Below are 26,151 nucleotides of genomic sequence, written 5' to 3'. Positions count from 1 at the left end.
GCCGGTCACCGAGGCCCACAATCACAGTCCAGACGCTGAATGCGCCATCATCACTCAACCCGCGGCGGCTTCCATGCGCACCGCACCGCGGCGGTTCTGCCCAAAGGCAACTACGCAGTTACGCCCCGCGCCCTTGGCGTTGTAGAGCGCCTGGTCGGCGGATTTGAGCACTTCTTCGGGCGTGCGCTGCTCGAGGCGTTCCGCGACGCCGATGCTGACCGTCACCGAGACGCTGGACGCACCGGCCCCACCGCGACGCTGGCGTCCTTGTTGATCATCCTGGGGCCGGTTGTCGGGGTTGCGTAGCTGAATGCTGTAGGTCTCGATGGACTGGCGGATGACCTCCAGGTGAGGCATGCACTCATCAATGGTCTTGCCTGCAAACACCAACGCGAATTCCTCACCGCCGTAGCGATATGCCCTACCGCCGCCGCCGATTTTCGACAGTTTGCTGGCCACCAGGCGCAGCACTTGGTCACCCACGTCGTGACCGTGGGTGTCGTTGAATTTCTTGAAGTGGTCCACGTCGCTCATCGCCAGCACATAGTTGCGTCCCAGGCGTTGCATGCGCTCATTCAGTGCCCGTCGGCCCGGCAGACCGGTCAACTCGTCCCGGAAGGCCATCTGATAGGCCTCATGAGCGACTGCCGCTGCGATCATCAGCATCACCTGGCTGCACATGATGTTGAGGGTGAACGGCAGGATGAAGGTTTTAGGCAGCATCCAGAACAACCCCAGCAACCCCACCAGTTGCGCCGCGTGCAGTGGTCGGGGGTTGCGCCAATATTGCCAGGCCAGCAACAAAAACGCGGCGGCGAACATCGGGTAGGACAATTGGATCAGGCTCATCCAGGCGCCGTGCAACGCCGGCCAGCGGATCTCCGAAAGCCACAGCAGCAATGCCTGGGGAAAACTTTGCTCCAGGGCAAGGGCCACGCTGCCGAAGACCAGCAGCACCGCGAACCGCGCCACCATGTCCTGGAACAAATGGGTGCGCTCCTGCCATGCCGCGAACAGACCGAACAACAGCGGCAACAGCAGACAAACCAGATGGAACACCACCGCCGCGTCTTCGCGCACCTTGCCGTTGTCGCGGTAAAAATCGGTCTGGGTGTCCAGCAGGTAATAGGCGATGTACACCGTCACCATCAGAAACAGCTCGCGTTGGCGCCGATAGACCGCGCAATACGCACCGCCCAGCAACAACACCAGCGTAGGGAGGACGTTGAACAGCGAGGTGAAGAACACGTTGAGATCTTTGACGTAGGCAGCCGCAAGCCCCGCCAGCAACAGCAGCAATGAAGGTAGGAAATGGCTGAAACGTACAGCGGAAGAACGCGGCAAGGGTAAAGCTCCGACCCGGCTGATCAAAGATGGCATTGTGCCTGCTATTGGCGCAGTTACGCACGGGCGATGTGACAGATGTCACACTGCCATCGCTGTAACGGCCGAGGGACAGGTTTTCTTAGGGTGGAGCTTGATGAATATTGTTTCAGGATCACCACTGACCTCTGTGGGAGCGAGGGGATTTGTGGCGGGCATGAAAAAGCCGCCGCTTCCGAAGAAGCGGCGGCTTTTTCGAACAATCGCTTAAGGCTTAATAGCCCAGCGCGAAGTTTTCTTCTTTCATGTCCATCAGGTTGTTGGCGCCCGACAGCATGGTTGCTACGTGAGTGCGGGTACGCGGCAGGATGCGCTGGAAGTAGAAGCGCGCGGTCTGCAGCTTGGCGGTGTAGAACGCCTCCTCGGTGGTGCCGGCCGCGAGTTTTTCCGCTGCCAGGCGCGCCATGTCGGCCCAGAAATAGGCCAGGCAGGCGTAACCGGAGTACATCAGGTAGTCCACCGACGCCGCGCCGACTTCTTCGCGATCCTTCATGGCCGCCATCCCGACCTTCATGGTCAGTTCGCCCCATTCCTTGTTCAGCGCAGCCAGGGGTTCTACGAACTCCTTGACCGCGTCGTTGCCTTCATTGCTCTGGCAGAACTTGTGAACGATCTTGGTGAAGCCTTTGAGAGCCTCGCCTTGGGTCATCAGCACTTTGCGGCCCAGCAGGTCGAGGGCCTGGATACCAGTGGTGCCTTCGTACAGCATCGAGATGCGGCTGTCGCGAACGTTCTGCTCCATGCCCCACTCGGCGATGAAACCGTGGCCGCCATAGATTTGCACGCCATGGTTGGCCGATTCGAAACCGACTTCAGTCATGAAAGCCTTGGCGATCGGCGTCATGAACGCCAGCAGCGCATCAGCTTTCTTCTTCTCTTCCTCGTCCACGCCGTACTTGACGATGTCGACCTGCTTGGCAGTGAAGTACACCATCGCCCGGTTACCTTCGGCGAAAGCCTTCATGGTCAGCAGCATGCGGCGCACGTCAGGGTGCACGATGATCGGGTCGGCGGCCTTGTCCGGAGCTTTCGGGCCGGTCAGGGAACGCATTTGCAGGCGGTCACGGGCATATTTCAGGCCGCCCTGGAAACCGATCTCGGCGTGGGCAAGGCCTTGCAGCGCGGTGCCCAGGCGTGCGGTGTTCATGAAGGTGAACATGCAGTTCAGGCCCTTGTTCGCCGGGCCGATCAGGAAACCGGTGGCCGCGTCGAAGTTCATCACGCAGGTGGCGTTACCGTGGATGCCCATCTTGTGTTCCAGGGAACCGCAGCTCACCGCGTTGCGCTGACCGATGGTGCCGTCGGCGTTAGGCAGGAACTTTGGAACGATGAACAGCGAAATGCCCTTGGTGCCGGCCGGTGCGTCCGGCAGGCGCGCCAGGACGATATGGACAATGTTGTCGGCCATGTCGTGTTCGCCGGCCGAAATGAAAATCTTGGTGCCGGAGACTTTGTAGGAACCGTCGGCCTGAGGCTCGGCCTTGGTGCGCAGCATGCCCAGGTCGGTGCCACAGTGCGGTTCGGTCAGGCACATGGTGCCGGTCCATTCACCGGAGACCAGCTTGGTCAGGTAAGCCTCTTGTTGTTCGGGCGTACCGTGTTCGGAAATCGTATTCATCGCGCCATGGGACAGGCCCGGATACATGCCCCACGACCAGTTGGCTTCGCCGACCATCTCGCTGACCGCCAGGCCCAGGGACTCCGGCAGGCCTTGGCCGCCATGTTCCACATCGTGGGCCAGGCTTGGCCAGCCGCCTTCGACGAATTGCTTGTAGGCTTCCTTGAAGCCGGTCGGAGTCTTCACGCCGGATTCACTCCAGGTGCAGCCTTCGATATCACCCACGCGGTTCAGCGGAGCCAGCACCTGCTCACAAAACTTGGCGCCTTCTTCGAGAATGGCGTCAACCATGTCCGGAGTTGCGTCCTGGCAAGCCGGAAGGCTCTGATAATGCGCTTCGTAGCCGAGCAGTTCGTCACGAACGAAGCGAATATCACGCAAGGGGGCCTTGTAGTCAGGCATAGCGATAAACCTCTGCTGATGTAACCGGGAATGAACGACCGCGTGGATTTGTTGTAGCGGTCAAACAGTTGTTTGAAACATACGTTTACGCCCAAATCTTGTCAAGCGCCGATCTTTTGCCGTTCGTCATCGACTGGCAAAAAATGTCAGACACAGGAAATCCACCACGGTGAAGGATCCGCAATGCGCGTAGGAAAAGATTAGTTGAGCAACAGGACGTTAGAGACCAAAACGCCGCGGATAATCGCGGCGTTTTTGCAAATCTGGAAATACAAGATCAGGCAAACGTATCGATCAACGTCCCGAGCATTTCGTCGGATGCCTTGGCCACGTTCACGCCCAGTTGCACCTGGAACTTGCCTTGGGACATTTCGACCATGCTACTGGCCAGGTCCGATTGCTGGCTGCGATCCACCGAGCGCAGTCGATCAGCCTGTATATCGGACGACTGACTGGTGACCGAACGCTCGATCGTGGTGTTGGCGATCTGGCCAGCCGCCTGATCGACACGGTTCTGCCCTGTCTGAATCGTGCTCAGACCGGCATAGAACGCGGTGTTTCCTGAGATTTCCATGGCAGGGCTCGTCATCTTGAAGGGTCGACAGCGGTCATTGAATCAGAAGCCCTGGGAAAAGGCCCGACAAAAACCCTAATGGCACAGTGCCTTGTCATAGCCAAAACCTTGGCCCTGAACGATTAATCCAGCAGATCCAGGTGCAGATGCTCAGCCACGATGTCAGCAGTGATGCCCTTGATCCTCGGTACTCGCCCCAGACACGGCGCCGGGAGGCGCTCGGCCAGGGTGGCGAGGTTTTCTTCCAGGCGCGAGGTCTTGGGATCGATGATATTGGCGACCCACCCGGCCAGTTGCAGACCGTCCCGGGCGATGGCTTCGGCGGTCAGCAGGGCATGGCTGATGCACCCCAGGCGTACACCCACCACCAGAATCACCGGCAGGCCCAGGGCCATGGCCAGATCCGACAGGTTATCCTGATCGGCCAACGGTACCCGCCATCCTCCTGCGCCTTCAATCAGAGTGAAATCGGCCTTCAGGGCAAGCACGTCACGCATCGGCATCAGCAACGATTGCACCGTCAAGGCCACGCCGGCTTCCCGCGCCGCCAAGTGAGGCGCAATAGCCGGCTCAAATGCCAGCGGATTGACCTGCGCGTATTCAAGCGGCACCGAGCACTCAGCCAGCAACGCCAGGGCATCGGCGTTGCGCAGGCCCTTGGGGGTAACCTCGCAACCGGAGGCCACGGGTTTGCCGGCGGCGGTGCTCATGCCGGCCTGCCGAGCAGCATGCAACAGACCGGCCGCGACCGTGGTCTTGCCCACATCCGTGTCAGTGCCGGTAATGAAATAGGCCTGGCTCATAGCGGTTTCTCCAAGACGGCGTAGACCACTTGATAAGTCGCCGGCAGGCCCTGGGCCTGGCGGAATTGTTCATAAGCCTCGACCAGCTCCAGGATCCGCGCCCTGCCCGTCAACCCACCCGGTCGACCGGGGTTCAGATTATGCGCGCCCAAGGCTTTCAATTCGTGGGTCAGGCTGCGCACGTCGGGGTAATGCAATACATGGGGCCGCTGTTCAAGACTGACGACATCCAGGCCGCTGGCCGCGCACAGCTGTTGATACGTCTCGAACCCACGGAAACGGTTGACGTGCACCAGGCCATCTACCTGACGCCAGCTGTCGCGCAATTCGTACAACGTACCGACGCAGAGGCTGGCAAAGGCAAACACTCCGCCCGGCTTCAAGACACGGTGGGCCTCGCTCAGCACCGAGGCAAAATCCGCACACCACTGCACCGCCAGGCTGGAGAACACCAGGTCGCAACTCGACGCCTGCAAAGGCAACCGCTCCGCGTCCCCGGCGATGAAATACGCAGCGCCACCTTTTGGACGCGCATGGTCAAGCATGCCCTGGGCAATATCCAACGCCAGGCCGGTCGCCTCGCCGAAGCGCGCACCCAGGGCCCGGGTGAAATAACCAGTGCCGCAGCCCAGATCCATCCAGCGCGCGGGCTGCAGTGAAGCCGGCAACCGCTCGAGCAATCGCAGCCCCACATCGCGCTGCAATTCAGCCACGCTGTCATAGCTGGACGCGGCCCTGGAAAACGAGGCGGCAACCTGACGCTTGTCGGGCAAGGCGCCGGGCCATTTAGGAGCGGACAAATCAGTCATCACCGGACTCATGCAAAAAAGCCTGGATCGCCCCTGCCACACCGTGGGGGTCTTCCAGTAGGAATCCGTGGCCGGCCTGTTCGATCAGGCCGATTTCGACATCTGGCAGCAAGACCAGCAATTGACTCGCGGCTTCGGCCGGCACCAAGGCGTCGAGGCCGGCAAACAAATGCAGTTGCGGCCCTCGAAAACTCTGCAACGCGGCGCGAGTATCCAATTGCGCCAGCAGTTCCAGCCCTGCCATCAACACGTCGGGGGATGTACTTGGCGCCCCGGCCAGCAGCAACCGCGACAACCCGCGCGGATCGCTGCCGCCCTGGGCGCACAACAAACTGAACCGCTTGAGCGTCAGGCGTGGGTCGCCAGCGCAGCCGGCGAGAAAGCCGTCGAACGTTTCGCCCGCCATCGCGCTCGGCCACTGCTCATGAGCCACGAAGCACGGATTGCTGGCCAGAGTCAGCAGGCCACAGCAGCGCTCTGCGCGCCGTGCCGCCAGCGCCGAGGCCAACATGCCGCCCAGGGACCAGCCACCCAGCCAGGCGTCCTGGGGCACGCACGCATCCAGCTCTTCGAGCCATTCTTGCGGGTCGCTCGATGCCAGGGCCGGAAGCGGCTCGATTTCCACCCGCAGGTGTTCGTCCAGCCCCTGCAACGCCGCCGCCAGCGGCTCCAGCGGTGAGACCCCCAAGCCCCAACCGGGCAGCAGTATCAGTCGATCACGCATGACATGGCTCCGGCCCCAACAGGGCAAAACAATCGGACAATGCCGCTAACAGTCGTTGCACCTGGGCTTCGCTGTGGGCAGCCGTCAGGGTCACACGCAACCGGGCACTGCCAGCCGGCACGGTAGGCGGGCGAATGGCGGTAACCATCAGCCCTCGCTCGCGCAACATTTGTGACATCCGCATTGCCCGCCCCGCGTCGCCGATCACAATCGGCTGGATCGGCGTGAAACTGTCCATCAATTGCAGGCCGATCTGTTCGGCGCCGTGGCGGAACTGGCGGATCAACAATTGCAGATGCTCGCGCCGCCAATGCTCGCTGCGCAGCAGTTCAAGACTCTTGAGCGTCGCGCAGGCCAGCGCCGGTGGTTGGCTGGTGGTATAGATGTAGGGGCGCGCGAACTGGATCAAGCTCTCAATCAACTCCTCACTCCCGGCGACAAACGCACCGGCAGTGCCGAACGCCTTGCCCAGGGTGCCCACCAGCACCGGCACATCGTCCTGGTTCAAGCCGAAATGCTCGACGATACCGCCGCCATTGGCCCCCAGTGGACCAAAGCCGTGAGCATCATCGACCATCAACCAGGCGCCCTTGGCCTTGGCTTCGCGGGCCAGGGCCGGCAGGTCGGCAAGATCGCCGTCCATGCTGAACACACCATCGGTAACGACCAGGGTATTGCCGGTGGCTTTCTCAAGACGGTTGGCCAGGCTTTGGGCATCGTTATGCAGGTAACGGTTGAAGCGCGCCCCGGACAACAACCCGGCATCGAGCAACGAGGCATGATTGAGCCGGTCTTCCAAAACCGTGTCGCCCTGCCCGACCAGCGCCGTGACCGCACCGAGGTTGGCCATGTAGCCCGTGGTGAACAGCAACGCCCGCGGGCGGCCAGTCAAATCAGCCAAGGCTTCTTCCAAGGCGTGATGGGGGCCGCTGTGGCCGATGACCAAATGCGAAGCGCCACCACCGACGCCCCAGCGGGCCGCCCCGGCGCGCCAGGCTTCGATCACCTGCGGATGATTGGCCAGGCCCAGGTAGTCGTTGTTGCAGAACGCCAGCAACGGCTGGCCATCCACCACAACTTCCGGCCCCTGCGGGCTTTCAAGCAACGGGCGCTGGCGGTAGAGGTTTTCGGCACGACGGGCAGCCAGGCGTGCGGCGAGATCAAAGGGCATGCAGGCCTCGGGATGAATCATTATTCTGAAAACAATGAAATCCAATGTGGGAGCGGGCTTGCTCGCGAAGGGGTCATCACATTCAACATGTGTATTGACTGTTGCGCCGCCTTCGCGAGCAAGCCCGCTCCCACACTTGGTTTTGCATTGACTCAAACAGCCGCGTTATAGAACTGCGCGCTGCTCTTCTGCTCCACCAACGCCTGTTCAATCGCTGCCTGATGCACTTCATCGGCATGTTCCTCACGGGCTTCAGGCTGGATGCCCAGGCGTGCGAACAGCTGCATGTCCTTGTCGGCTTGCGGGTTGGCGGTGGTCAGCAGCTTGTCGCCGTAGAAAATCGAGTTCGCACCGGCCAGGAACGCCAGGGCCTGCATCTGTTCGTTCATCGCTTCGCGGCCGGCGGAGAGGCGCACGTGGGACTGAGGCATCATGATCCGCGCCACGGCGAGCATGCGGATGAAATCGAACGGATCGATGTCCTCGGCATTCTCCAGCGGCGTGCCGGCAATCTTGACCAGCATGTTGATCGGCACCGACTCTGGATGCTCCGGCAGGTTGGCCAGCTGGATCAACAAGTTGGCGCGATCGTCCAGAGACTCGCCCATGCCCAGGATGCCGCCGGAGCAGATCTTCATCCCCGAATCGCGCACGTAAGCCAGGGTTTGCAAGCGCTCGCTGTAGGTGCGGGTGGTGATGATGCTGCCGTAGAACTCTGGCGAGGTATCGAGGTTGTGGTTGTAGTAATCCAGGCCGGCCTCGGCCAGCGCTGCGGTCTGGTCCTGGTCGAGTCGACCGAGGGTCATGCAGGTTTCCAGGCCCATGGCCTTCACGCCCTTGACCATCTCCAGCACGTAAGGCATGTCCTTGGCCGACGGGTGCTTCCACGCCGCGCCCATGCAGAAACGGGTCGACCCGATGGCCTTGGCGCGCGCAGCCTCTTCGAGGACTTTCTGCACTTCCAGCAACTTCTCTTTATCCAGGCCGGTGTTGTAGTGACCGGACTGCGGACAATATTTGCAATCTTCCGGGCAGGCGCCGGTCTTGATCGACAACAGCGTGGAAACCTGCACGCGGTTGGCGTCGAAATGCGCGCGGTGCACGGTCTGCGCCTGGAACAGCAAGTCATTGAAGGGCTGGACGAAGAGTGCTTTGACTTCGGCCAAAGACCAGTCATGACGCAGGTTGGCAGTGATGCTGGCGCTCATGGGCATTTCCTTGATTATGCTTGGCAGGCGCCTGGGATGCGTAATACCCACAGGCGCGACACGGATGTTCGGCATATTTAAGGAAGAGTCATGCGCTGTCAACCACGATACGAAGGACCGGTTTACATCTGGTTAAAAAACAAACAATTCTGCCTGCTCTGCGGGGACGCCACCGATACGCCACAACCGCTCTGCACCCCTTGTGAAAGCGAATTGCCCTGGCTCGGCGACCAATGCGAAGTGTGCGCCCTGCCGTTGCCCATGGCCGGGCTGCGCTGTGGACAATGCGCGGCACGGCCGCCGGCGTTCGAGCGGGTCCTGGCGCCCTGGGCCTATGACTTTCCGGTGGACAGCCTGATCACCCGTTTCAAGCACCAGGCGAAATGGCCCCTCGGCCGGCTCATGGGCGAGCTGTTGGCGCAGTCGCTGCAACATCATTTCGACGAAGGGCTGGAGCGGCCCGACGCGCTGGTACCGGTGCCCCTGGCCGCCCGGCGGTTGCGCCAGCGCGGGTTCAACCAAGCCACGCTGCTCGCCCGCTGGCTCAGCACTTCGCTGCAAATACCTTGCGAAGAGACCCTGCTGCGACGTACCCAGGACACCCCTGCCCAACAGGCACTCGATGCCAAAGCCCGGCAGCGGAACCTGTGCCAGGCCTTCGCCTTGGCCCCGAACGCGTCGGCGCAAAATCTACACTTGGCGCTGGTGGACGATGTGCTCACCACCGGCGCCACCGCCCAGGCGCTGGCCCGTTTGCTGCGCGAAGCCGGTGCCGCGCGGGTCGACGTGTATTGCCTGGCACGCACGCCAAAACCCGGCGAGCCGGCTTGACGCGCCGCGTCCAAGGCGCCAACGTCCGCTCATCGTCCCTTGCCGCAGTTGTCCGTCATGTCATTGCCCACGCTCCTGACCCAACACATCGTCCGGCGTCCACAACGCATCGCCCTGTTGCAGCACATCGCCGAACAGGGCTCCATCACTCGCGCCGCCAAGAGCGCGGGCTTGAGCTATAAGGCCGCTTGGGATGCCATCGATGAGTTGAACAACCTGGCGGACCAACCCTTGGTGGAGCGCAGCGTCGGCGGCAAGGGGGGTGGCGGCGCCAAGCTGTCGGAAGAAGGGCAACGCGTCCTGCGCCTGTATCAACGCTTGCAAACCTTGCAGGCCCAGCTGCTGGAGGCCAGTGAAGATGCCAATGACCTGGGCCTGCTAGGCCGCCTCATGCTGCGCACCAGCGCGCGCAATCAATTGCACGGCAAAATCCTCGCCATCGAGGCACAGGGACACAACGACCGGGTACGCCTGGAGCTGGCTCGGGGCTTGATCATCGAAGCCCAGATCACCCACGACAGCACCGTGCGCCTGGAACTGACCATCGGTACCGAAGTGGTGGCACTGATCAAGGCCGGCTGGCTGGAGTTGCACCCCGCCGAACCGTCGGCAAGATCGGCCATCAATTCGCTGCGAGGAACGATCGAGCAAGTCTGCGCCGCCGAAAATGGCCCCAGCGAAGTGCGTATCGGCCTGCCCAATGGCCAGACGCTGTGCGCCCTGGCGGACCCGCTTGAACTGCGCGAACGAAAACTGCGCGACGGTTCGGCGGTGCAAGTGGAGTTTTCCCCCACGAATGTGCTGCTCGGCACGCCGCTGTAGCGCGCTGCAACAATAGTTTCATCGACCCGCTTTATGGTGACTGCCAAAACCTGCAGGGAGCCTGAGATGAGCCTATTAGAAGAAAACCAATCCACCGACCTGGAAAAAATCGTCGGCCTGAGCCGCCGTGGATTCATCAGCGCCGGCGCCCTGTGCGGCGCGGCGATGTTCCTCGGCGGCAACCTGCTGAGTCGCAGCGTGCTGGCCGCCGCCGTGAGCGAGGGCAACAGCAGGCTGCTGGGCTTCGACGGCATCGCCGCCGCCACGACCGACACCCTCACGCTGCCGCCAGGTTATAAATCCTCGGTGCTGATCAGTTGGGGCCAGCCGCTGCAAAAAAACGCACCGGCGTTCGACCCCAGCGGCAACGGCACGGCACGCGCGCAGGAGATGCAATTCGGCGACAACAACGACGGCATGAGCCTGTTCCCGTTCCCCGGTGACAACAACCGGGCGCTGATGGCGATCAACAACGAATACACCAATTACCGCTACCTCTTTGCCCATGGCGGCCAGCCGCAGTCAGCTGAAGACGTGCGCAAGGCCCAGGCCAGTGAAGGCGTGTCGGTGATCGAGGTCGAGCGTCGTCGCGGCCAGTGGCAGTTCGTCCAGCAATCGCGCTACAACCGCAGGATCCACGGCAACACGCCGATTCGCCTGCGGGGCCCGGCGGCCGGTCACGAGCTGCTGAAAACCAGCGCCGACAAGAGTGGCAAGAAAGTGCTGGGGACCTTTCAGAACTGCGCCAACGGCATGACACCGTGGGGCACTTACCTGACCTGCGAAGAAAATTTCACCGACTGCTTCGGCAGCAGCAAGGCCGACCTGCAGTTCGACGAGGCGCAGAAACGCTACGGCGCCACCGTCACCAGCCGCGACATCAATTGGCATTTGTTCGACCCGCGCTTCGACCTGGCAAAGAACCCCAACGAACTCAATCGCCACGGCTGGGTGGTGGAGATCGATCCGTTCGATCCGGAATCCACACCTGTCAAACGCACCGCCCTGGGCCGTTTCAAACATGAAAACGCAGCGCTGGCCCAGACCAATGACGGTCGTGCCGTGGTGTACATGGGCGACGACGAACGCGGTGAATTCATCTACAAATTCGTCAGCCGCGAGCGCATCAACCACCGCAATGCCAAGGCCAATCGCAACCTCTTGGACCATGGCACCTTGTACGTGGCGCGCTTCGACGCCGGTGACAGCAACCCGGACCACCCCAAGGGCAAGGGCCAGTGGATCGAGCTGACCCACGGCAAGAATGGCCTGGACGCCAGCAGCGGTTTCGCCGACCAGGCGCAGATATTGATTCATGCACGCCTGGCCGCCAGCGCCGTGGGCGCCACGCGCATGGACCGTCCGGAATGGATCGTGGTCAGCCCGAAAGACGGCCAGGTCTACTGCACCCTGACCAACAACGCCAAGCGCGGCGAAGACGGCCAGCCGGTGGGCGGGCCGAACCCCCGGGCCAAGAACGTCTACGGCCAGATCCTGCGCTGGCGCACCGACCGCGACGATCACGCAGCCAAGACCTTCGACTGGGACCTGTTCGTGGTCGCCGGCAACCCGACGGTACACGCCGGCACGCCGAAGGCCGGTTCGTCCAACATCAACCCGCAGAACATGTTCAACAGCCCGGACGGCCTGGGCTTCGACAAGGCCGGCCGGCTGTGGATCCTCACCGACGGCGACGTCAGCAATGCCGGGGACTTTGCCGGCATGGGCAACAACCAGATGCTGTGTGCCGACCCCAACAGCGGTGAGATCCGCCGCTTCATGGTCGGGCCGGTGGGTTGTGAAGTGACCGGGATCAGTTTCGCGCCGGACCAGAAGGCCTTGTTCGTCGGGATCCAGCATCCTGGGGAAAACGGCGGTTCGACCTTCCCCGAGCATCTGCCCAACGGCAAGCCGCGGTCTTCGGTGATGGTGATTACTCGGGAAGATGGCGGGGTCATCGGCGCCTGATACTGGTTTGGGCCGGGGGCATGACACTTTGTGGCGAGGGAGCTTGCTCCCGCTGGGTTGTGCAGCGACCCCATCTTTATGGGCGCTACGCACCCAAGCGGGAGCAAGCTCCCTCGCCACATAGTCCTGTGCAAGTCACACCAATCAATCCAGTCTGCTTTGCGCTACCATGCTGGGCCGGACGCGGCAGCCCTGCCGCTGCGCAGGAGTCAGCATGTCCCATCCGTTTGAAACCCTCACGCCCGACCTGGTGCTCGATGCCGTTGAAAGCATTGGTTTCCTGAGCGACGCCCGTGTGCTGGCTCTCAACAGCTACGAGAACCGCGTCTATCAGGTCGGCATCGAAGACGCCGAGCCGCTGATTGCAAAGTTCTATCGCCCGCAGCGCTGGACCAACGAAGCGATCCTGGAAGAGCACCGCTTTACCTTCGAGCTGGCCGATTGCGAAGTGCCGGTAGTCGCGCCATTGATTCATAACGGCGCCAGCCTGCACGAACATGCCGGGTTTCGATTCACGCTGTTTCCCCGTCGCGGTGGCCGCGCGCCGGAACCGGGCAACCTTGACCAGCTCTATCGCCTCGGGCAATTGCTCGGGCGCCTGCACGCGGTGGGCGCCAGTCGCCCGTTCGAGCATCGCGAGGCACTGGGCGTTAAAAATTTCGGCCACGACTCGCTTGCCACCGTGCTCGAAAGCGGTTTCGTACCGCGCAGCCTGCTGCCAGCCTACGAGTCAGTGGCACGGGACCTGCTCAAGCGTGTCGAGGAGGTCTACGCCGCCACGCCCCACAAAAACATCCGCATGCACGGCGACTGCCATCCCGGCAACATGATGTGCCGCGACGAGGTGTTCCACATCGTCGACCTCGACGATTGCCGCATGGGTCCGGCGGTGCAGGATTTGTGGATGATGCTTGCGGGTGATCGTCAGGAATGCCTTGGGCAATTGTCGGAACTGATGGACGGTTATCAAGAGTTCCACGACTTCGACCCGCGGGAACTGGCATTGATCGAACCGCTGCGGGCCCTACGCCTGATGCATTACAGCGCCTGGCTAGCGCGGCGCTGGGATGACCCGGCCTTCCCCCGCAGCTTCCCGTGGTTCGGCAGCGAACGGTACTGGGGCGACCAGGTATTGGCGCTGCGCGAACAATTGGCGGCGCTGAATGAAGAGCCGTTGAAGTTGTTTTGATCAAGCTGCAGCAAGCCCCTTGTGGGAGCGGGCTTGCTCGCGAAGGCGGAGTGACATTCAGAACTCATGTCGACTGACCCACCGCCTTCGCGAGCAAGCCCGCTCCCACAGATGAATCCTCGGTGGGCCAAGATGCCTACAAAGGTTCGCAGCACAACCTGACAAATCTCCTTACAATCACACCTTTGTTAGCTGCCTAAGCAAGGACTCTGCATGCAAGCCGCCAACCCGCGTCGCGGGTACATCCTGGGCCTGAGCGCCTATATCATCTGGGGCCTGTTCCCGATCTATTTCAAAGCCATCGCCAGCGTGCCCTCCGTGGAAATCATCATCCATCGGGTGCTGTGGTCGGCGCTGTTCGGCGCGGCGTTGCTGATGGTCTGGAAGCACCCGGGCTGGTGGCGCGAGCTGCGGGACAATCCGCGTCGCCTGGCGATCCTGGCCTTGAGCGGCACGCTGATCGCCGCCAACTGGCTGACCTACGTCTGGGCGGTGAATAACGAACGCATGCTCGAAGCCAGCCTGGGTTACTACATCAACCCGCTGGTGAACGTATTGTTGGGCATGCTGCTGCTGGGCGAGCGGCTGCGACGCATGCAATGGCTGGCGGTCGTGTTGGCGGCGGTCGGCGTGGCGCAGCAGGTCTGGCAAGTGGGCAGCCTGCCGTGGGTGTCGCTGGTGTTGGCGCTGACCTTCGGTTTCTATGGCTTGATCCGCAAGCAGGCGCCGGTCAAGGCTTTGCCGGGGCTGGTGGTGGAAACCTGGATGCTGGTGCCTATCGCCATTGCCTGGTTGCTGTTCAACCCGACGGCCACCAGTGCCCAGGCAGCTTTCTGGACCACTTCCGAAGCCTGGTGGCTGGTGGCGGCCGGCCCCGTGACGCTGGTGCCGTTGGTGTGTTTCAACGCCGCAACACGGCATTTACCCTACACTACCATCGGCTTTCTCCAGTACATCGCGCCGACGCTGGTGCTGCTGCTCGCCGTGATGCTGTTCGGCGAGCATTTGTCGTCCAGCACGTTGGTGGCGTTCCTGTTTATCTGGGCCGGGCTTGCGGTGTACAGCATCGACGCGGTGATCAGCATGCGCCGCCGCAGCTGATCAAAAAACACCCAACCCTCTGCAGGCAACGGCTAGCGTGGCCTGCATCGATCCTTCCCAAGGTTATCCACAACCTGATCCCCGCCGTTTGTGCACAAGCCCTTGAAAACTGATGTTTTTTGATCATCGCTCGCTGAGGCCCGGCGGACGTGGGCTGGCGCGGAGTCTCTACAGGTTATCCACAGGCAGGCGATGGTTTTCCTTGGATAACCTGGGTCACGCTTCGTCGCTGATCTTGAGCTCCACCATCAATTCATCGGCCAGGGTTTCCAGGCGCTCCTGCAAGGTGTCCAGCGAAAGAGTCAACGGCACGCCCAGGATCGCTTCGGCGTGAAACAGCAACTCACTGCTCATCGGTGCCGGCCGAACATGAGTCACCAACCGCTCGACGTTCACGCCCTGCTCGCTCAGCAAACGAGTTATGTCACGCACGATGCCAGGACGATCGTTACCCACCAATTCCATAGTGATGGGTTTCCAACTGCAGGATTCTGCCACTGCGCTTTCGGCAATCAACACGCGAATGCCGTGGGCCGATAGCCCCTGCAAGGCTTCAATCAACTCTTCATGGGATTCGGCCGGGGCGCTCAGGCGCAAGATCCCGGCAAACTGCCCAGCCAGGCGCGACATGCGACTTTCCAGCCAGTTACCGCCGTGCTCGGCGATGCAATCAGCGATGCGCTCGACCTGCCCGGGCCGGTCCGGGGCGAAAACAGTGATGACCAGATGGTCCATGGCATAGCCCTCTCGTTGTGGAAGAAACAGTATAGGCAAGCCATGAATCGGCACCGCCCTGCTTTCGTGGCGAGGAGCTTGCTCCCGCTGGGCTACGCAGTAGCCCCCCTAAATAGGGGAGCGCTTCGCACTCCAGCGGGAGCAAGCTCCCTCGCCACGGTAAATGTGTACATTAATTAGATTTATCTGGAACAATGATCCGTTTTTTTGAGAACATCCGCTACCGCGTCGTGACTGTACTGCTTTAGTCGGTCGCGGAACGACGCAATTAGTCTAATTTTCACAACCGCAACTGATCATGTAGTATGCCGCAGCGCGCACTACATAACGTTGGACCGATGTCTGCCAAGGCGCAGTCGCATCCCTGAAAAGCCCCGTCAGCAAGGCTTAACGCCGTGATAGGACCCACCCAGCCGCCAGCGATGGCATGTACTGGTTCCGGGGTTTGTGGTTTAAATGTCCCGAGGCTTCATTGTCAAAATCGAAGAGCTGAAAAGCGAAATAGCTGAGCAGAGTGAGGCAAGCAATGACTGAACACGTTCAAGTCGGTGGCCTGCAGGTCGCCAAAGTCCTGTTCGACTTCGTGAATAACGAAGCCATCCCCGGAACCGGCCTGACCGCCGACGCGTTCTGGGCCGGTGCCGACAAGGTCATCCACGACCTGGCGCCGAAGAACAAAGCCCTACTCGCCAAACGCGACGACTTCCAGGCGCGCATCGATGCCTGGCACCAGGCCCGTGCCGGCCAGGCCCACGACGCCGTGGCTTACAAAGCCTTCCTGCAAGACATCGGATACCTGCTGCCAGAAGCGGCGGACTTCCAGGCCTCGACCCAAAACGTCGATGACGAGATCGCCCGCATGGCCGGCCCGCAGTTGGTGGTGCCGGTGATGAATGCCCGCTTCGCCCTCAACGCCTCGAACGCCCGCTGGGGTTCGCTGTACGACGCCCTGTACGGCACCGATGCCATCAGCGAAGCCGATGGTGCGGAGAAAGGCAAAGGCTACAACAAGGTTCGCGGCGACAAGGTCATCGCCTTCGCCCGCGCCTTCCTCGATGAAGCGGCGCCCCTGGCAGCCGGCTCCCATGTCGACTCCAGCGCTTACAAAATCGTCGACGGCAAACTGGTGGTCACCCTCAAGGGCGGCAGCAACAGCGGTCTGCGCGACGATGCCCAACTGATCGGTTTCCAGGGCGATGCCTCGGCCCCGAGCGCGGTGCTGCTGAAGCACAACGGCTTGCACTTCGAAATCCAGGTCGATGCCAGCACCCCAGTCGGCCAGACCGATGCCGCCGGCGTCAAAGACATCCTGATGGAGGCCGCGCTGACCACCATCATGGACTGCGAAGACTCGGTCGCCGCCGTCGATGCCGATGACAAAGTGGTGATCTACCGCAACTGGCTCGGCCTGATGAAGGGCGACCTCTCGGAACAAGTCGCCAAGGGCGGCCAGACCTTTACCCGCACCATGAACGCCGACCGCGTATACACCGCAGCCGACGGTTCGAGCGTGACACTGCACGGCCGTTCGCTGCTGTTCGTGCGCAACGTCGGCCACCTGATGACCATCGACGCCATCTTGGACAAGCAGGGCAACGAAGTGCCGGAAGGCATTCTCGACGGCTTGATCACCAGCCTGGCAGCCATCCACAGCCTCAACGGCAACACCACCCGGCGCAACAGCCGCACCGGCTCGGTGTACATCGTCAAGCCGAAGATGCACGGGCCGGAAGAAGCCGCGTTCACCAACGAGCTGTTCGGCCGCGTCGAAGACGTGTTGAACCTGCCACGCAACACCCTCAAGGTCGGGATCATGGACGAGGAGCGCCGTACCACGGTCAACCTCAAGGCTTGCATCAAGGCCGCCAGCGAGCGCGTGGTGTTCATCAACACTGGCTTCCTCGACCGTACCGGCGATGAGATCCACACCTCCATGGAAGCCGGCCCGATGGTGCGCAAGGCCGACATGAAGGCCGAGAAGTGGATCGGCGCCTACGAGAACTTGAACGTCGACATCGGCTTGAGCACTGGCCTGCAAGGTCGCGCACAAATCGGCAAGGGCATGTGGGCCATGCCGGATTTGATGGCGGCGATGCTCGAACAGAAAATCGCTCATCCGCTGGCCGGCGCCAATACGGCCTGGGTTCCTTCGCCCACCGCCGCCGCGCTGCACGCGTTGCACTACCACAAGGTCGACGTGTTCGCCCGCCAGGCCGAACTGGCCAAGCGCACCCGCGCTTCGGTGGACGACATCCTGACCATCCCGCTGGCCGTCAATCCGAACTGGACGCCCGAGCAGATCAAGAACGAACTGGACAACAATGCCCAGGGCATCCTTGGCTATGTGGTGCGCTGGATCGACCAGGGCGTCGGTTGTTCGAAAGTGCCGGACATCAATGACGTCGGCTTGATGGAGGACCGTGCGACGCTACGTATTTCCAGCCAGCACATCGCCAACTGGCTGCGCCACGGCATCGTCACGCAGGACCAGGTTATGGAAAGCCTCAAGCGCATGGCGCCGGTGGTGGACCGCCAGAACGCCAGCGACCCGCTATATCGTCCGCTGGCGCCAGACTTCGACAGCAATATCGCCTTCCAGGCGGCGGTCGAACTGGTGATCGAAGGCACGAAGCAGCCTAACGGCTACACCGAGCCGGTGCTGCACCGTCGTCGTCGCGAGTTCAAGGCAGCCAATGGGTTGTGATTGAGCGGTAGTGATGAAACGCAAAAAGCCCTGATCGAAAGATCAGGGCTTTTTTTTATTGGGCAATAGTGCTTTTTGTGGCGAGGGAGCTTGCTCCCGCTGGGCTGCGAAGCAGCCCCCTTTCCCCAGCATCCGAAACCTCATTGACTGACTTGCGACTGCTGCGCAGTCGAGCGGGAGCAAGCTCCCTCGCCACAACAGCCTTGCACAATGGGATGCAGGCTACAGATCCATCCCCAACTCATGCTTGACCAACCCGAGCAGCTTCTCGGTATCGATCGGCTTGAGCAAAAAGTCCACCACGCTCAGGTGCATGGCCTCGATGGCGTCCTTCACGTCGGCATCGCCGGACACGATGATGATCGGCAGCGCGGCCCGTTCGGATTCGCGCACCAGCCGCACCAGTTCCAGGCCATCGACATTGCCCATGCGTAAATCGGTGATCAGCAGGCCGATCGAAGGCTTGGTTTCCAGCATCTTGAGTGCTGTTTCACCGCTGGCGGCGGTCATGCAGTGAATACCGTCCAGCGCCAGAATCTCTGACAGCAGCTCGCGGGCGTCCTTGTCGTCATCGACGATCAAGACGCGCTGTGGCAGCAGGTCAGGTTCCAGCATGACGGCACTCAGCGCCTCGCGCTCGGCGTCACTCAAAATATCGTGGTCGGGCATGGTGCTCTCTACGTTCTATAAAATCGATCCCCTGGCACAGTGGTCAGACATCGTTCTGCGGCGCTTCAATGTGCACTTCGTCGGATTTTTTTCCAAGAACAATCAATGAAGTTTTTTCCACGTTCAAACCTGGGTTTTTTCCGCGGTGGCGGCTCTTTGCGGCGACCTAGACTTACGTCCAATGGGCACCCCGCGCTCAGGAGCCGACCATGAGCGAACAGATCCGACCACAAAAATTCGAAAAAGACTGCGCAGGTTATGAAAAAAGCGGACGCCTTCATCCAGGCAGGAAAAACTGCGGTGTTGCAAAACATCCAGGGCACGCTGCAATTTCTCCAGCGGTTCCCCCCGTTCAATCAAATGGAAAATGCCCACTTGGCTTATCTGGTGGAGCAATGCCTGCTGCGCTTCTACGCCACGGGTGAAAGCATCATCAAACCGGCCGACGGCCCGGTGGAACACTTTTACATCGTCAAGCAGGGCCGCGTGGTGGGCGAGCGTCCCCATACGGCCAAGGGTGGCACCGAGACCACCTTCGAGATCACCACCGGCGAATGTTTCCCTCTTGCCGCGCTGCTGGGCGAGCGCGCCACACGCACCGAGCACCTGGCTGGCGAAGATACCTTCTGCCTGCAACTGAACAAGCCGGCCTTCATCAAGCTGTTCGCATTGTCCGGCCCCTTCCGCGACTTCGCCCTGCGCGGGGTCAGCAGCCTGCTCGACCAGGTCAACCAACAGGTTCAGCAGAAATCGGCCCAAACCTTGGGCACGCAGTACTCGCTCAATACCCGATTGGGTGAGCTGGCGATGCGTCACCCGGTGAGTTGCAGCCCCGAAACGCCCCTGCGTGAAGCCGTGAAACTGATGCATGAACAACAAGTCGGCAGCATCGTCGTGGTCAATGAACAGAAAGCACCGGTGGGGATTTTTACCCTGCGCGACTTGCGGCAGGTGGTGGCCGACGGCTCGGGGGATTTTTCCCAGGCCATTGCCGAGCACATGACCCAGGCACCCTTTTTCCTCTCGCCGGACCACAGCGCTTTTGATGCGGCCATCGCCATGACCGAGCGTCATATCGCCCACGTCTGCCTGGTCAAGGAACAGCGCCTGTGTGGCGTGGTGTCGGAGCGCGATCTGTTTTCCCTGCAGCGTGTCGACCTGGTGCACCTGGCCCGGACCATCCGCAGCGCCCCACGGGTGGAAAACCTCGTGGCCCTGCGCGGCGAGATCGGTCAATTGGTGGAGCGCATGCTGGCCCACGGGGCGTCGTCGACCCAGATCACCCACATCATCACACTGCTCAACGACCACACCGTATGCCGGGTCATCGAGTTGACCCTGGCCGACAAGGGCGACCCGGGCGTGCCCTTCAGTTGGCTGTGTTTCGGCAGCGAAGGCCGGCGCGAGCAAACCCTTCACACCGATCAGGACAACGGCATCATTTTCGAGGCACGAGACGCGGCCCATGCGGCGCAGATCCGTGGTGTTTTGTTGCCCATCGCTCAGCAGATCAACCAGAGCCTGGCTTTGTGCGGCTTCACCTTGTGCAAGGGCAACATCATGGCCGGCAATCCCGAGCTGTGCCTGTCCCGTGCCGAATGGGCCCGGCGCTTTGCGGCATTCATCCGTGAAGCGACGCCGGAAAACCTGCTGGGCTCAAGCATCTATTTCGACTTGCGAGTGGTCTGGGGCGACGAACAGGGCTGTGAGCAATTGCGCCAGCAGCTTCTTGAACAAGTCGCCGATAACCGTTTGTTCCAGCGCATGATGGCTGAAAACGCGCTGCGTCATCGCCCACCGGTGGGACGCTTCAGGGATTTCGTGCTGAGTCGCAAGAACGGCGAGAAGGCAACCCTCGACCTGAAAGTGCAAGGCCTGACGCCCTTCGTCGACGGGGCTCGCCTGTTGGCGCTGGCCAATGGCATCGAAGCCAACAACACCCTGGAACGTTTGCGGCAACTGGTCATCAAGGAAGTGATCGAGCCCCTGGACGGCGCGGCTTACGAAGAGGCCTATCACTTCATCCAGCAGACCCGCATGCAGCAACATCAGCTGCAGACCCGCGAGAACCTGCCCTATTCCAATCGCGTCGACCCCGAGAGCCTCAATCACTTGGATCGACGTATCCTGCGCGAATCCCTGCGCCAGGCCCAACGCCTGCAAAGCAGCCTGACGCTGAGGTACCAGCTGTGAGCCTGTTTTCCTGGCTGCGCCCGGCCCAGCCGACGCTGCCCGACGGCTTGCAGCAGCACCTGGAGCGTCTGCCCGCGCCCACGCCGCTGGGTGAGTGCAGCCTGCGGGAACAGCGCTGGGTGGTGCTGGACCTGGAAACCACCGGGCTGAACCTGAACAAGGATCAAGTGCTGTCCATCGGCGCAGTGGTCATCGAGGACGGCGCCATCGATTTCAGCCAGCAATTCGAACGCACCTTGCAGTGCGACAAGCAGAAACTGGGGCCCAGTGTGTTGATCCACGGCCTGGCGCCCAGCGCCATCGCCGCCGGCAGCAATCCGGCCGAGGCGCTGTTGGCGTTCATGGCGTTTGTGGGCGATAGCCCGCTGCTGGCGTTCCATGCGCCGTTCGACTCTCACATGCTCGGGCGGGCATTGAAGGATTATTTGGGTTACCGCTTGCAGCATCCGTTCCTGGACGTGGCTGACCTGGCCCCGATGCTTTGCCCCCAGGCCAACCTGCGCAAGGCTGGCCTGGATGAGTGGATCGACTGGTTCAAGCTGCAAGTCTTCGACCGTCACAACGCCAGCGCCGACGCCCTGGCCACCGCCGAACTGGCGCTGATCCTGTTCAGCCGCGCGCGCCAGCAGCAAATCCAGAGCCCGCTTGAGCTGCAACAGCGGCTGGGCCAATGGAAACGCCGACAGCAGGCGCCTTCGCTTTAACCTGAAATTTACGAATACCGAGCTTTTGTGGGAGCGGGCTTGCTCGCGAAAGCGGTGGGTCAGCTTGCGTCGATGGTGAGTGTGCAGCCGTCTTCGCGAGCAAGCCCGCTCCCACATGAGCACAGCGTCATGCAACACCGCCCGACCAGCGCCAATTGCTTTCTTTCCCCCGCCTCTGCCACAATCGCGAACAATTCTCGTTACTTAAAACGTCGGTGATGCTCCGTGTCGTCAATCCCTAGCCCCCACAGTGATCTGGTTGGTGCGTTGTACCGTGACCATCGCGGTTGGCTATTGGCATGGTTGCGGCGCAATGTGGCGTGTGCACAGCGGGCCGAAGACCTGAGCCAGGACACCTTCGTGCGCCTGCTCGGCCGGCAAGAACTGACGGCGCCCCGCGAGCCCCGCGCGTTCCTGGTGGCGATCGCCAAAGGGTTGTTGTTCGACCATTTCCGTCGGGCAGCGTTGGAGCAGGCTTATCTCACCGAACTGATGCTGATCCCTGAAAGCGAACAGCCGTCCGTGGAAGAACAGCAACTGATCCTCGAAGACCTCAAGGCGATCGATCGCTTGCTCGGAAAATTGTCCAGCAAAGCCCGCGCAGCCTTCCTCTATAACCGCCTCGACGGCCTCGGCCACGCCGAAATTGCCGAGCGCCTGGGGGTCTCGGTGCCGCGGGTACGGCAATACCTGGCCCAGGGCATTCGTCAGTGCTACATCGCCCTCTACGGTGAGCCCACATGAACCCCGCCCACGCCAAACCGGTCTCGGCCAGCGTCCTGGAGGCCGCGATTGCCTGGCAGCTATCGCTTGACTCTGGCAGCGCCCAGGAGCGTGAAGCGTTCGCCCGCTGGCACGCCGCCGATGAAGAGCACGCCCGGGCCTGGCGGCAGCTGGGCATGCTTGACCAGCGTTTCAGCGTCGCCAGCGGGCCGGCGCGGGCCGCGTTGCTGCAATCGCGGGCGAGCATCAGGCGCCGGGTGCGCAAGGTCGGCAGCGGCCTGGCCACTATGGTTGCAGTCATCGGCTTGGCGCTGTTTGCCGGGGACCGCTACGTGCCATTGGAATACTGGCTGGCCGATCAGCGCACCGCCACGGGCGAGCAACGCACCTTGCGCTTGGCCGACGGCACGCTGATCAACCTCAATACCCACAGTGCCTTGGATGTGCGCTTCGATGACAAGCAGCGGCGCATCGTCCTGCAAGAAGGCGAGATTCTTGTGGAGACCGGTCACAACGACCCGCGTCCCTTTATCGTCGAGACTCGCGACGGCAGCATGCGTGCCCTGGGCACGCGGTTCCTGGTCAAGCGCGAGGAGGAAGGCACACGCCTGAGCGTATTGAAATCGGCGGTGGCGGCACACCCGCAGGCGACCGACGCCGAGCAGATCCTGCGCGAAGGCCAACAGGTGCTGATGCGCCACGACGGTCTCGGCCCGACCCTTGCCTTGAACCCCGGCGCCGATGCCTGGACCCGCGGCATGTTGGTGGTGGACAACGCGCGCCTTGAAGATCTGGTTCACGAATTGGGGCGCTATCGGCGCGGATACCTGGGCGTCGAGCCGCAAGTGGCGGATTTACGGATCACCGGCAGCTTTCCGTTGCACGACACCGACCTGGCCCTGATGGCGCTGCTGCCGACCTTGCCAGTGCAGGTCGAGCATCACACACGGTGGTGGGTGGTGGTGGGGCCCAGGACCGAGGCCAAGCGCTGAGCAATGTTGTGTCAGGCAGTCAGCCTTCGCGAGCAGGCTCGCTCCCACAGGGAATTGCGGGCGGCTCGGTCAGTGTGGGAGCGAGCTTGCTCGCGAAGAGGCCACCCCACACAAAACAAAACCCAAGCCGATCCAAAAACTAAATCTAAATTATTTTCATCCAGCCCTATCACTTTTCAATTTTCGTCCGGCACTGAGGCAATTGAGAAATATTTCCATTCAGGAGCCGCCATATGTCCCGTCCGCTAGACAACCTGTTGCGCCCCAGCCTATTGGCCGTAGCCATTGCTTTTGCCGTTCCGCTCGCCAGCAGCCCGCTGGTGGCTGCCGAACAGGCTTCCAGCGTACACGCCTACAACCTACCCGCCGCGCCACTGGCCAGCACCTTGAACCAGATCGCCAGCCAGGCCGGCCTCGCCCTGAGCCTGAACCCGTCCCTGGCTTCGGGTAAAACCTCGGCGCCGGTCCAAGGTCAGTTCGACGCCACGGGCGCGTTGCGCCAGGCCCTGCGCGGTACCGGCCTGCAACTGGAACAAAGCAGCGCCGGCACCTACAGCCTGGTGGCAGTACCGGAAGGCGTGATGGCCTTGCCGGAAACCAGCGTGATCGGCGCTGGCGTCAGCGAAACCGCGTGGAGCCCGTCCGAAGGTTACGCCGCCACCCGCACTGCCGCCGGCACCAAGACCGATACGCCGATCGTCGAACTGCCCCGCTCGGTTTCCGTGGTCACGCGCCAGCAGATGGAAGACCGCTCCGTCCTCAACCTCAATGACGCCCTGCGCTACACCGCCGGCGTGCAGAGCAGCGGCTACGGCTCGGACTCACGTAATGACTGGCTGTTGGTGCGTGGTTTCGTGCCGACCCAGTTCCTCGATGGCCTGCCATTGCCCAGGGGCAACTACATCACGCCGAAAATCGAGCCCTGGAACCTTGAGCGCATCGCCGTGCTGCGCGGCCCGGCGTCTTCGGTCTACGGCCAGACGCCACCGGGCGGCATGCTCGACATGGTCAGTCGTCGCCCACAAGTCGAAAGCAGCAACGAAGTCGAACTGCAGGCCGGCAGCTACGAGCACAAGCAGATCAATTTCGACAGCACCGGCAAGGTCGATGACGAAGGCCAGTTCCTCTATCGAATCAGCGGCACCGTGCGCGACAGCAATTCCCAGGTCGACCACATTCCGGACAAGCGCTACAACATCGCCCCGAGCCTGACCTGGAATATCAACGAAGACACCCGCCTGACCTTCCTGTCCCAGTACACCCGCGACGACACCGGTATCACCGGCCAATTCCTGCCGTTGCAAGGCACCAAGCTGTCCTCGCCGGCCGGCAAGATTTCCCATCACAAGAACCTGGGTGATCCGGATTGGGAATACTACGACCGCACCTATTACGCACTGGGCTACAACTTCGAGCATCGCTTGAACGACACCTGGCAGTTCCGCCAGAACTTGCGTTATACCAAGAGCGATCTGTCGTTCCAGGGCATCTCCGCCGGCGGCTCGTTCTGGCCGGACGGTCCGGACGAATCCGTGAGCGCCGATGGCACCGTGAAACGCAGCGCCAGCATCGTTGATGAGGACATCAGCCAGTTCGCGGTGGATAACAACTTCCAGGCCGATTTTGAAACCGGGGCCTTGGACCATACGTTGTTGCTGGGCCTGGACCACCAGCGCTCCAACAGCAACGCCCGTTGGCGGTGGGGGTCGGGCGGCGTGCCAACCAGCAACGTCAATAACCCGAGCTACGGCCAGGACTTCTCCAACGTCCAGTTCTTCGACATGTATGACTACAACCAGAAAACCAACCAGACCGGCCTGTATATCCAGGATCAGATCGCCTTGGACAACTGGCGCCTGACCCTGGGCGGCCGTGAAGATTGGATTCACACCGGCACCGTGTTCCACAACCAGAACGATGCGACCAACACCCAGCGCGACAAGAAATTCAGCGGTAACGCCGCGCTGAGCTACGTCTTCGACAATGGTGTGACGCCTTACATTTCCTTCGCCCAGTCGTTCCAGGCAGCGGCAGGCTCGGTTGTCACCAGCACCGAAGCATTCAAGCCGACCGAAGGCGAACAGTACGAGGCCGGCATCAAGTACCAGCCTCCAGGCACCAAGACTTTGCTGACAGCAGCAGTGTTCGACCTGACCCAGAAAAACAACTCGGTGACCGAAAACAACGTCACCCGCCAAGTGGGTGAGGTTCAAGTGCGCGGCCTGGAGCTGGAAGCCTCGGGCGACGTGACCGACAACCTGAAGCTCATCGGTTCCTACACCTACAACGACAGCGAAATCACCAAGGGTACCGCGGCAGAGAAAGGCAAGCGCATGGCCCAGGTGCCACGCAACCAAGCCACCGCCTGGGCCGACTACACCTGGCACAACGGTCCGCTGGATGGCTTCGGTGTGGGTGCCGGTGTGCGATACGTCGGCGACACCTACGGCAACACCACCAACACCGATTGGGGCCATGTCGGCTCATACACCGTGTACGACGCCTCGGCCCATTACGACCTGGGCCGTTTGAACAAGACGCTCCAGGGCGTCACGGTGGCGGTGGACGCGAAGAACGTTTTCAACAAGGACTACCTGTCCACCTGCGACGGTTTCTATTGCTACTACGGCGACCAGCGCAACGTCGTCGCCAGTGTGAATTACAAATGGTAAACGGTTAGCATTTGCAAAACCTTTTGAGGACATCTGTACCCGAGACCTGTCAGTCAAATGAAATCCCTGTGGGAGCGAGCTTGCTCGCGAAGACGGCGTAACAGTCAACATTGATGTTGTCTGGCACACCGCTTTCGCGAGCAAGCTCGCTCCCAC

Annotated in this window: 21 protein-coding genes; 11 read left to right on the top strand and 10 right to left on the bottom strand. The window is 61.6% G+C overall.

What is annotated here, in order from left to right:
* Positions 1-54 precede the first annotated feature (54 nt).
* The 8 genes from PFLQ2_RS24730 to bioB form a co-directional block, all read right to left on the bottom strand.
* Positions 55-1,344 (bottom strand): GGDEF domain-containing protein, encoded by a 1,290-nt coding sequence (locus PFLQ2_RS24730; RefSeq protein ID WP_003177651.1) that lies wholly within the window; start codon positions 1,342-1,344, stop codon positions 55-57.
* Between the two features lie 253 nt (positions 1,345-1,597).
* Positions 1,598-3,403 (bottom strand): phenylacyl-CoA dehydrogenase, encoded by a 1,806-nt coding sequence (locus PFLQ2_RS24735; RefSeq protein ID WP_003177650.1) that lies wholly within the window; start codon positions 3,401-3,403, stop codon positions 1,598-1,600.
* Between the two features lie 277 nt (positions 3,404-3,680).
* Positions 3,681-3,977 (bottom strand): hypothetical protein, encoded by a 297-nt coding sequence (locus PFLQ2_RS24740; protein ID WP_003177649.1) that lies wholly within the window; start codon positions 3,975-3,977, stop codon positions 3,681-3,683.
* Between the two features lie 122 nt (positions 3,978-4,099).
* The gene (gene bioD, locus PFLQ2_RS24745; protein WP_003177648.1) at positions 4,100-4,780 is read right to left on the bottom strand and encodes a dethiobiotin synthase; all 681 of its coding nucleotides are present in this window, start codon (positions 4,778-4,780) and stop codon (positions 4,100-4,102) included.
* Entirely contained in the window at positions 4,777-5,589 is an 813-nt protein-coding gene (gene bioC / locus PFLQ2_RS24750; RefSeq protein ID WP_003177647.1) for a malonyl-ACP O-methyltransferase BioC, read from the bottom strand. Before bioC ends, bioD begins: the two co-directional genes overlap by 4 nt.
* Positions 5,582-6,313, bottom strand: coding sequence for an alpha/beta fold hydrolase (locus PFLQ2_RS24755; RefSeq protein ID WP_003177646.1), 732 nt, complete (start codon positions 6,311-6,313; stop codon positions 5,582-5,584). The genes bioC and PFLQ2_RS24755 overlap by 8 nt, the downstream gene beginning before the upstream one ends.
* Positions 6,306-7,484 (bottom strand): 8-amino-7-oxononanoate synthase, encoded by a 1,179-nt coding sequence (bioF, locus tag PFLQ2_RS24760; RefSeq protein WP_003177644.1) that lies wholly within the window; start codon positions 7,482-7,484, stop codon positions 6,306-6,308. The genes PFLQ2_RS24755 and bioF overlap by 8 nt, the downstream gene beginning before the upstream one ends.
* 152 nt (positions 7,485-7,636) lie before the next feature.
* Complete coding sequence (gene bioB, locus PFLQ2_RS24765) at positions 7,637-8,692, bottom strand: biotin synthase BioB (RefSeq protein WP_003177643.1); 1,056 nt, start codon at positions 8,690-8,692, stop codon at positions 7,637-7,639.
* A gap of 90 nt (positions 8,693-8,782) precedes the next feature.
* On the opposite strand from bioB, the gene PFLQ2_RS24770 reads away from it, so the two are divergent.
* The 5 genes from PFLQ2_RS24770 to rarD all read left to right on the top strand — a co-directional run bounded on the left by PFLQ2_RS24770 (position 8,783) and on the right by rarD (position 14,603).
* Positions 8,783-9,523, top strand: a complete 741-nt coding sequence (locus PFLQ2_RS24770; protein ID WP_003177642.1) for a ComF family protein — start codon at positions 8,783-8,785, stop codon at positions 9,521-9,523.
* Between the two features lie 57 nt (positions 9,524-9,580).
* The gene (locus PFLQ2_RS24775) at positions 9,581-10,345 is read left to right on the top strand and encodes a TOBE domain-containing protein (RefSeq protein WP_003177641.1); all 765 of its coding nucleotides are present in this window, start codon (positions 9,581-9,583) and stop codon (positions 10,343-10,345) included.
* A 66-nt stretch (positions 10,346-10,411) separates the two neighbouring features.
* Positions 10,412-12,313 carry a PhoX family protein gene (locus PFLQ2_RS24780; protein WP_003177640.1) on the top strand — a complete coding sequence of 634 codons (1,902 nt, stop codon included), beginning with the start codon at positions 10,412-10,414 and terminating at the stop codon, positions 12,311-12,313.
* A gap of 214 nt (positions 12,314-12,527) precedes the next feature.
* The gene (locus PFLQ2_RS24785) at positions 12,528-13,502 is read left to right on the top strand and encodes a serine/threonine protein kinase (RefSeq protein WP_003177639.1); all 975 of its coding nucleotides are present in this window, start codon (positions 12,528-12,530) and stop codon (positions 13,500-13,502) included.
* Between the two features lie 213 nt (positions 13,503-13,715).
* Positions 13,716-14,603: an EamA family transporter RarD gene (gene rarD / locus PFLQ2_RS24790; protein WP_003177638.1), complete on the top strand. Its 888-nt coding sequence runs from the start codon at positions 13,716-13,718 to the stop codon at positions 14,601-14,603.
* Positions 14,604-14,819: 216 nt separating this feature from the next.
* On the opposite strand, the gene PFLQ2_RS24795 is transcribed toward rarD, so the two are convergent.
* Complete coding sequence (locus PFLQ2_RS24795) at positions 14,820-15,338, bottom strand: glycine cleavage system protein R (RefSeq protein WP_003177637.1); 519 nt, start codon at positions 15,336-15,338, stop codon at positions 14,820-14,822.
* 526 nt (positions 15,339-15,864) lie between these two features.
* Between PFLQ2_RS24795 and PFLQ2_RS24800 the strand changes: the two genes are divergently transcribed.
* Positions 15,865-18,042, top strand: a complete 2,178-nt coding sequence (locus PFLQ2_RS24800; RefSeq protein WP_003177636.1) for a malate synthase G — start codon at positions 15,865-15,867, stop codon at positions 18,040-18,042.
* A gap of 222 nt (positions 18,043-18,264) precedes the next feature.
* On the opposite strand, the gene PFLQ2_RS24805 is transcribed toward PFLQ2_RS24800, so the two are convergent.
* Positions 18,265-18,711 carry a response regulator gene (locus tag PFLQ2_RS24805; protein ID WP_003177635.1) on the bottom strand — a complete coding sequence of 149 codons (447 nt, stop codon included), beginning with the start codon at positions 18,709-18,711 and terminating at the stop codon, positions 18,265-18,267.
* A 258-nt stretch (positions 18,712-18,969) separates the two neighbouring features.
* On the opposite strand from PFLQ2_RS24805, the gene PFLQ2_RS24810 reads away from it, so the two are divergent.
* From PFLQ2_RS24810 to PFLQ2_RS24830, 5 genes are all read left to right on the top strand, one after another.
* On the top strand, positions 18,970-20,904 hold the full coding sequence (locus PFLQ2_RS24810; protein ID WP_003177634.1) for a putative nucleotidyltransferase substrate binding domain-containing protein: 1,935 nt from the start codon (positions 18,970-18,972) through the stop codon (positions 20,902-20,904).
* A complete protein-coding gene (locus PFLQ2_RS24815; RefSeq protein ID WP_003177633.1) occupies positions 20,901-21,608 on the top strand; it encodes a 3'-5' exonuclease in 708 nt (235 codons plus the stop codon). The genes PFLQ2_RS24810 and PFLQ2_RS24815 overlap by 4 nt, the downstream gene beginning before the upstream one ends.
* Before the next feature lie 225 nt (positions 21,609-21,833).
* Entirely contained in the window at positions 21,834-22,352 is a 519-nt protein-coding gene (locus PFLQ2_RS24820; RefSeq protein ID WP_003177632.1) for an RNA polymerase sigma factor, read from the top strand.
* The gene (locus PFLQ2_RS24825; RefSeq protein ID WP_003177631.1) at positions 22,349-23,323 is read left to right on the top strand and encodes a FecR domain-containing protein; all 975 of its coding nucleotides are present in this window, start codon (positions 22,349-22,351) and stop codon (positions 23,321-23,323) included. The genes PFLQ2_RS24820 and PFLQ2_RS24825 overlap by 4 nt, the downstream gene beginning before the upstream one ends.
* Positions 23,324-23,556: 233 nt before the next feature.
* Positions 23,557-25,995, top strand: a complete 2,439-nt coding sequence (locus PFLQ2_RS24830) for a TonB-dependent siderophore receptor (protein ID WP_003177630.1) — start codon at positions 23,557-23,559, stop codon at positions 25,993-25,995.
* The last annotated feature ends 156 nt before the right edge of the window (positions 25,996-26,151 follow it).

Origin of the sequence: Pseudomonas fluorescens Q2-87 (assembly GCF_000281895.1) — a bacterium.
Taxonomy (GTDB): Bacteria; Pseudomonadota; Gammaproteobacteria; order Pseudomonadales; family Pseudomonadaceae; genus Aquipseudomonas; species Aquipseudomonas fluorescens_S.
This window is presented reverse-complemented; position numbering and strand designations above follow the sequence as displayed.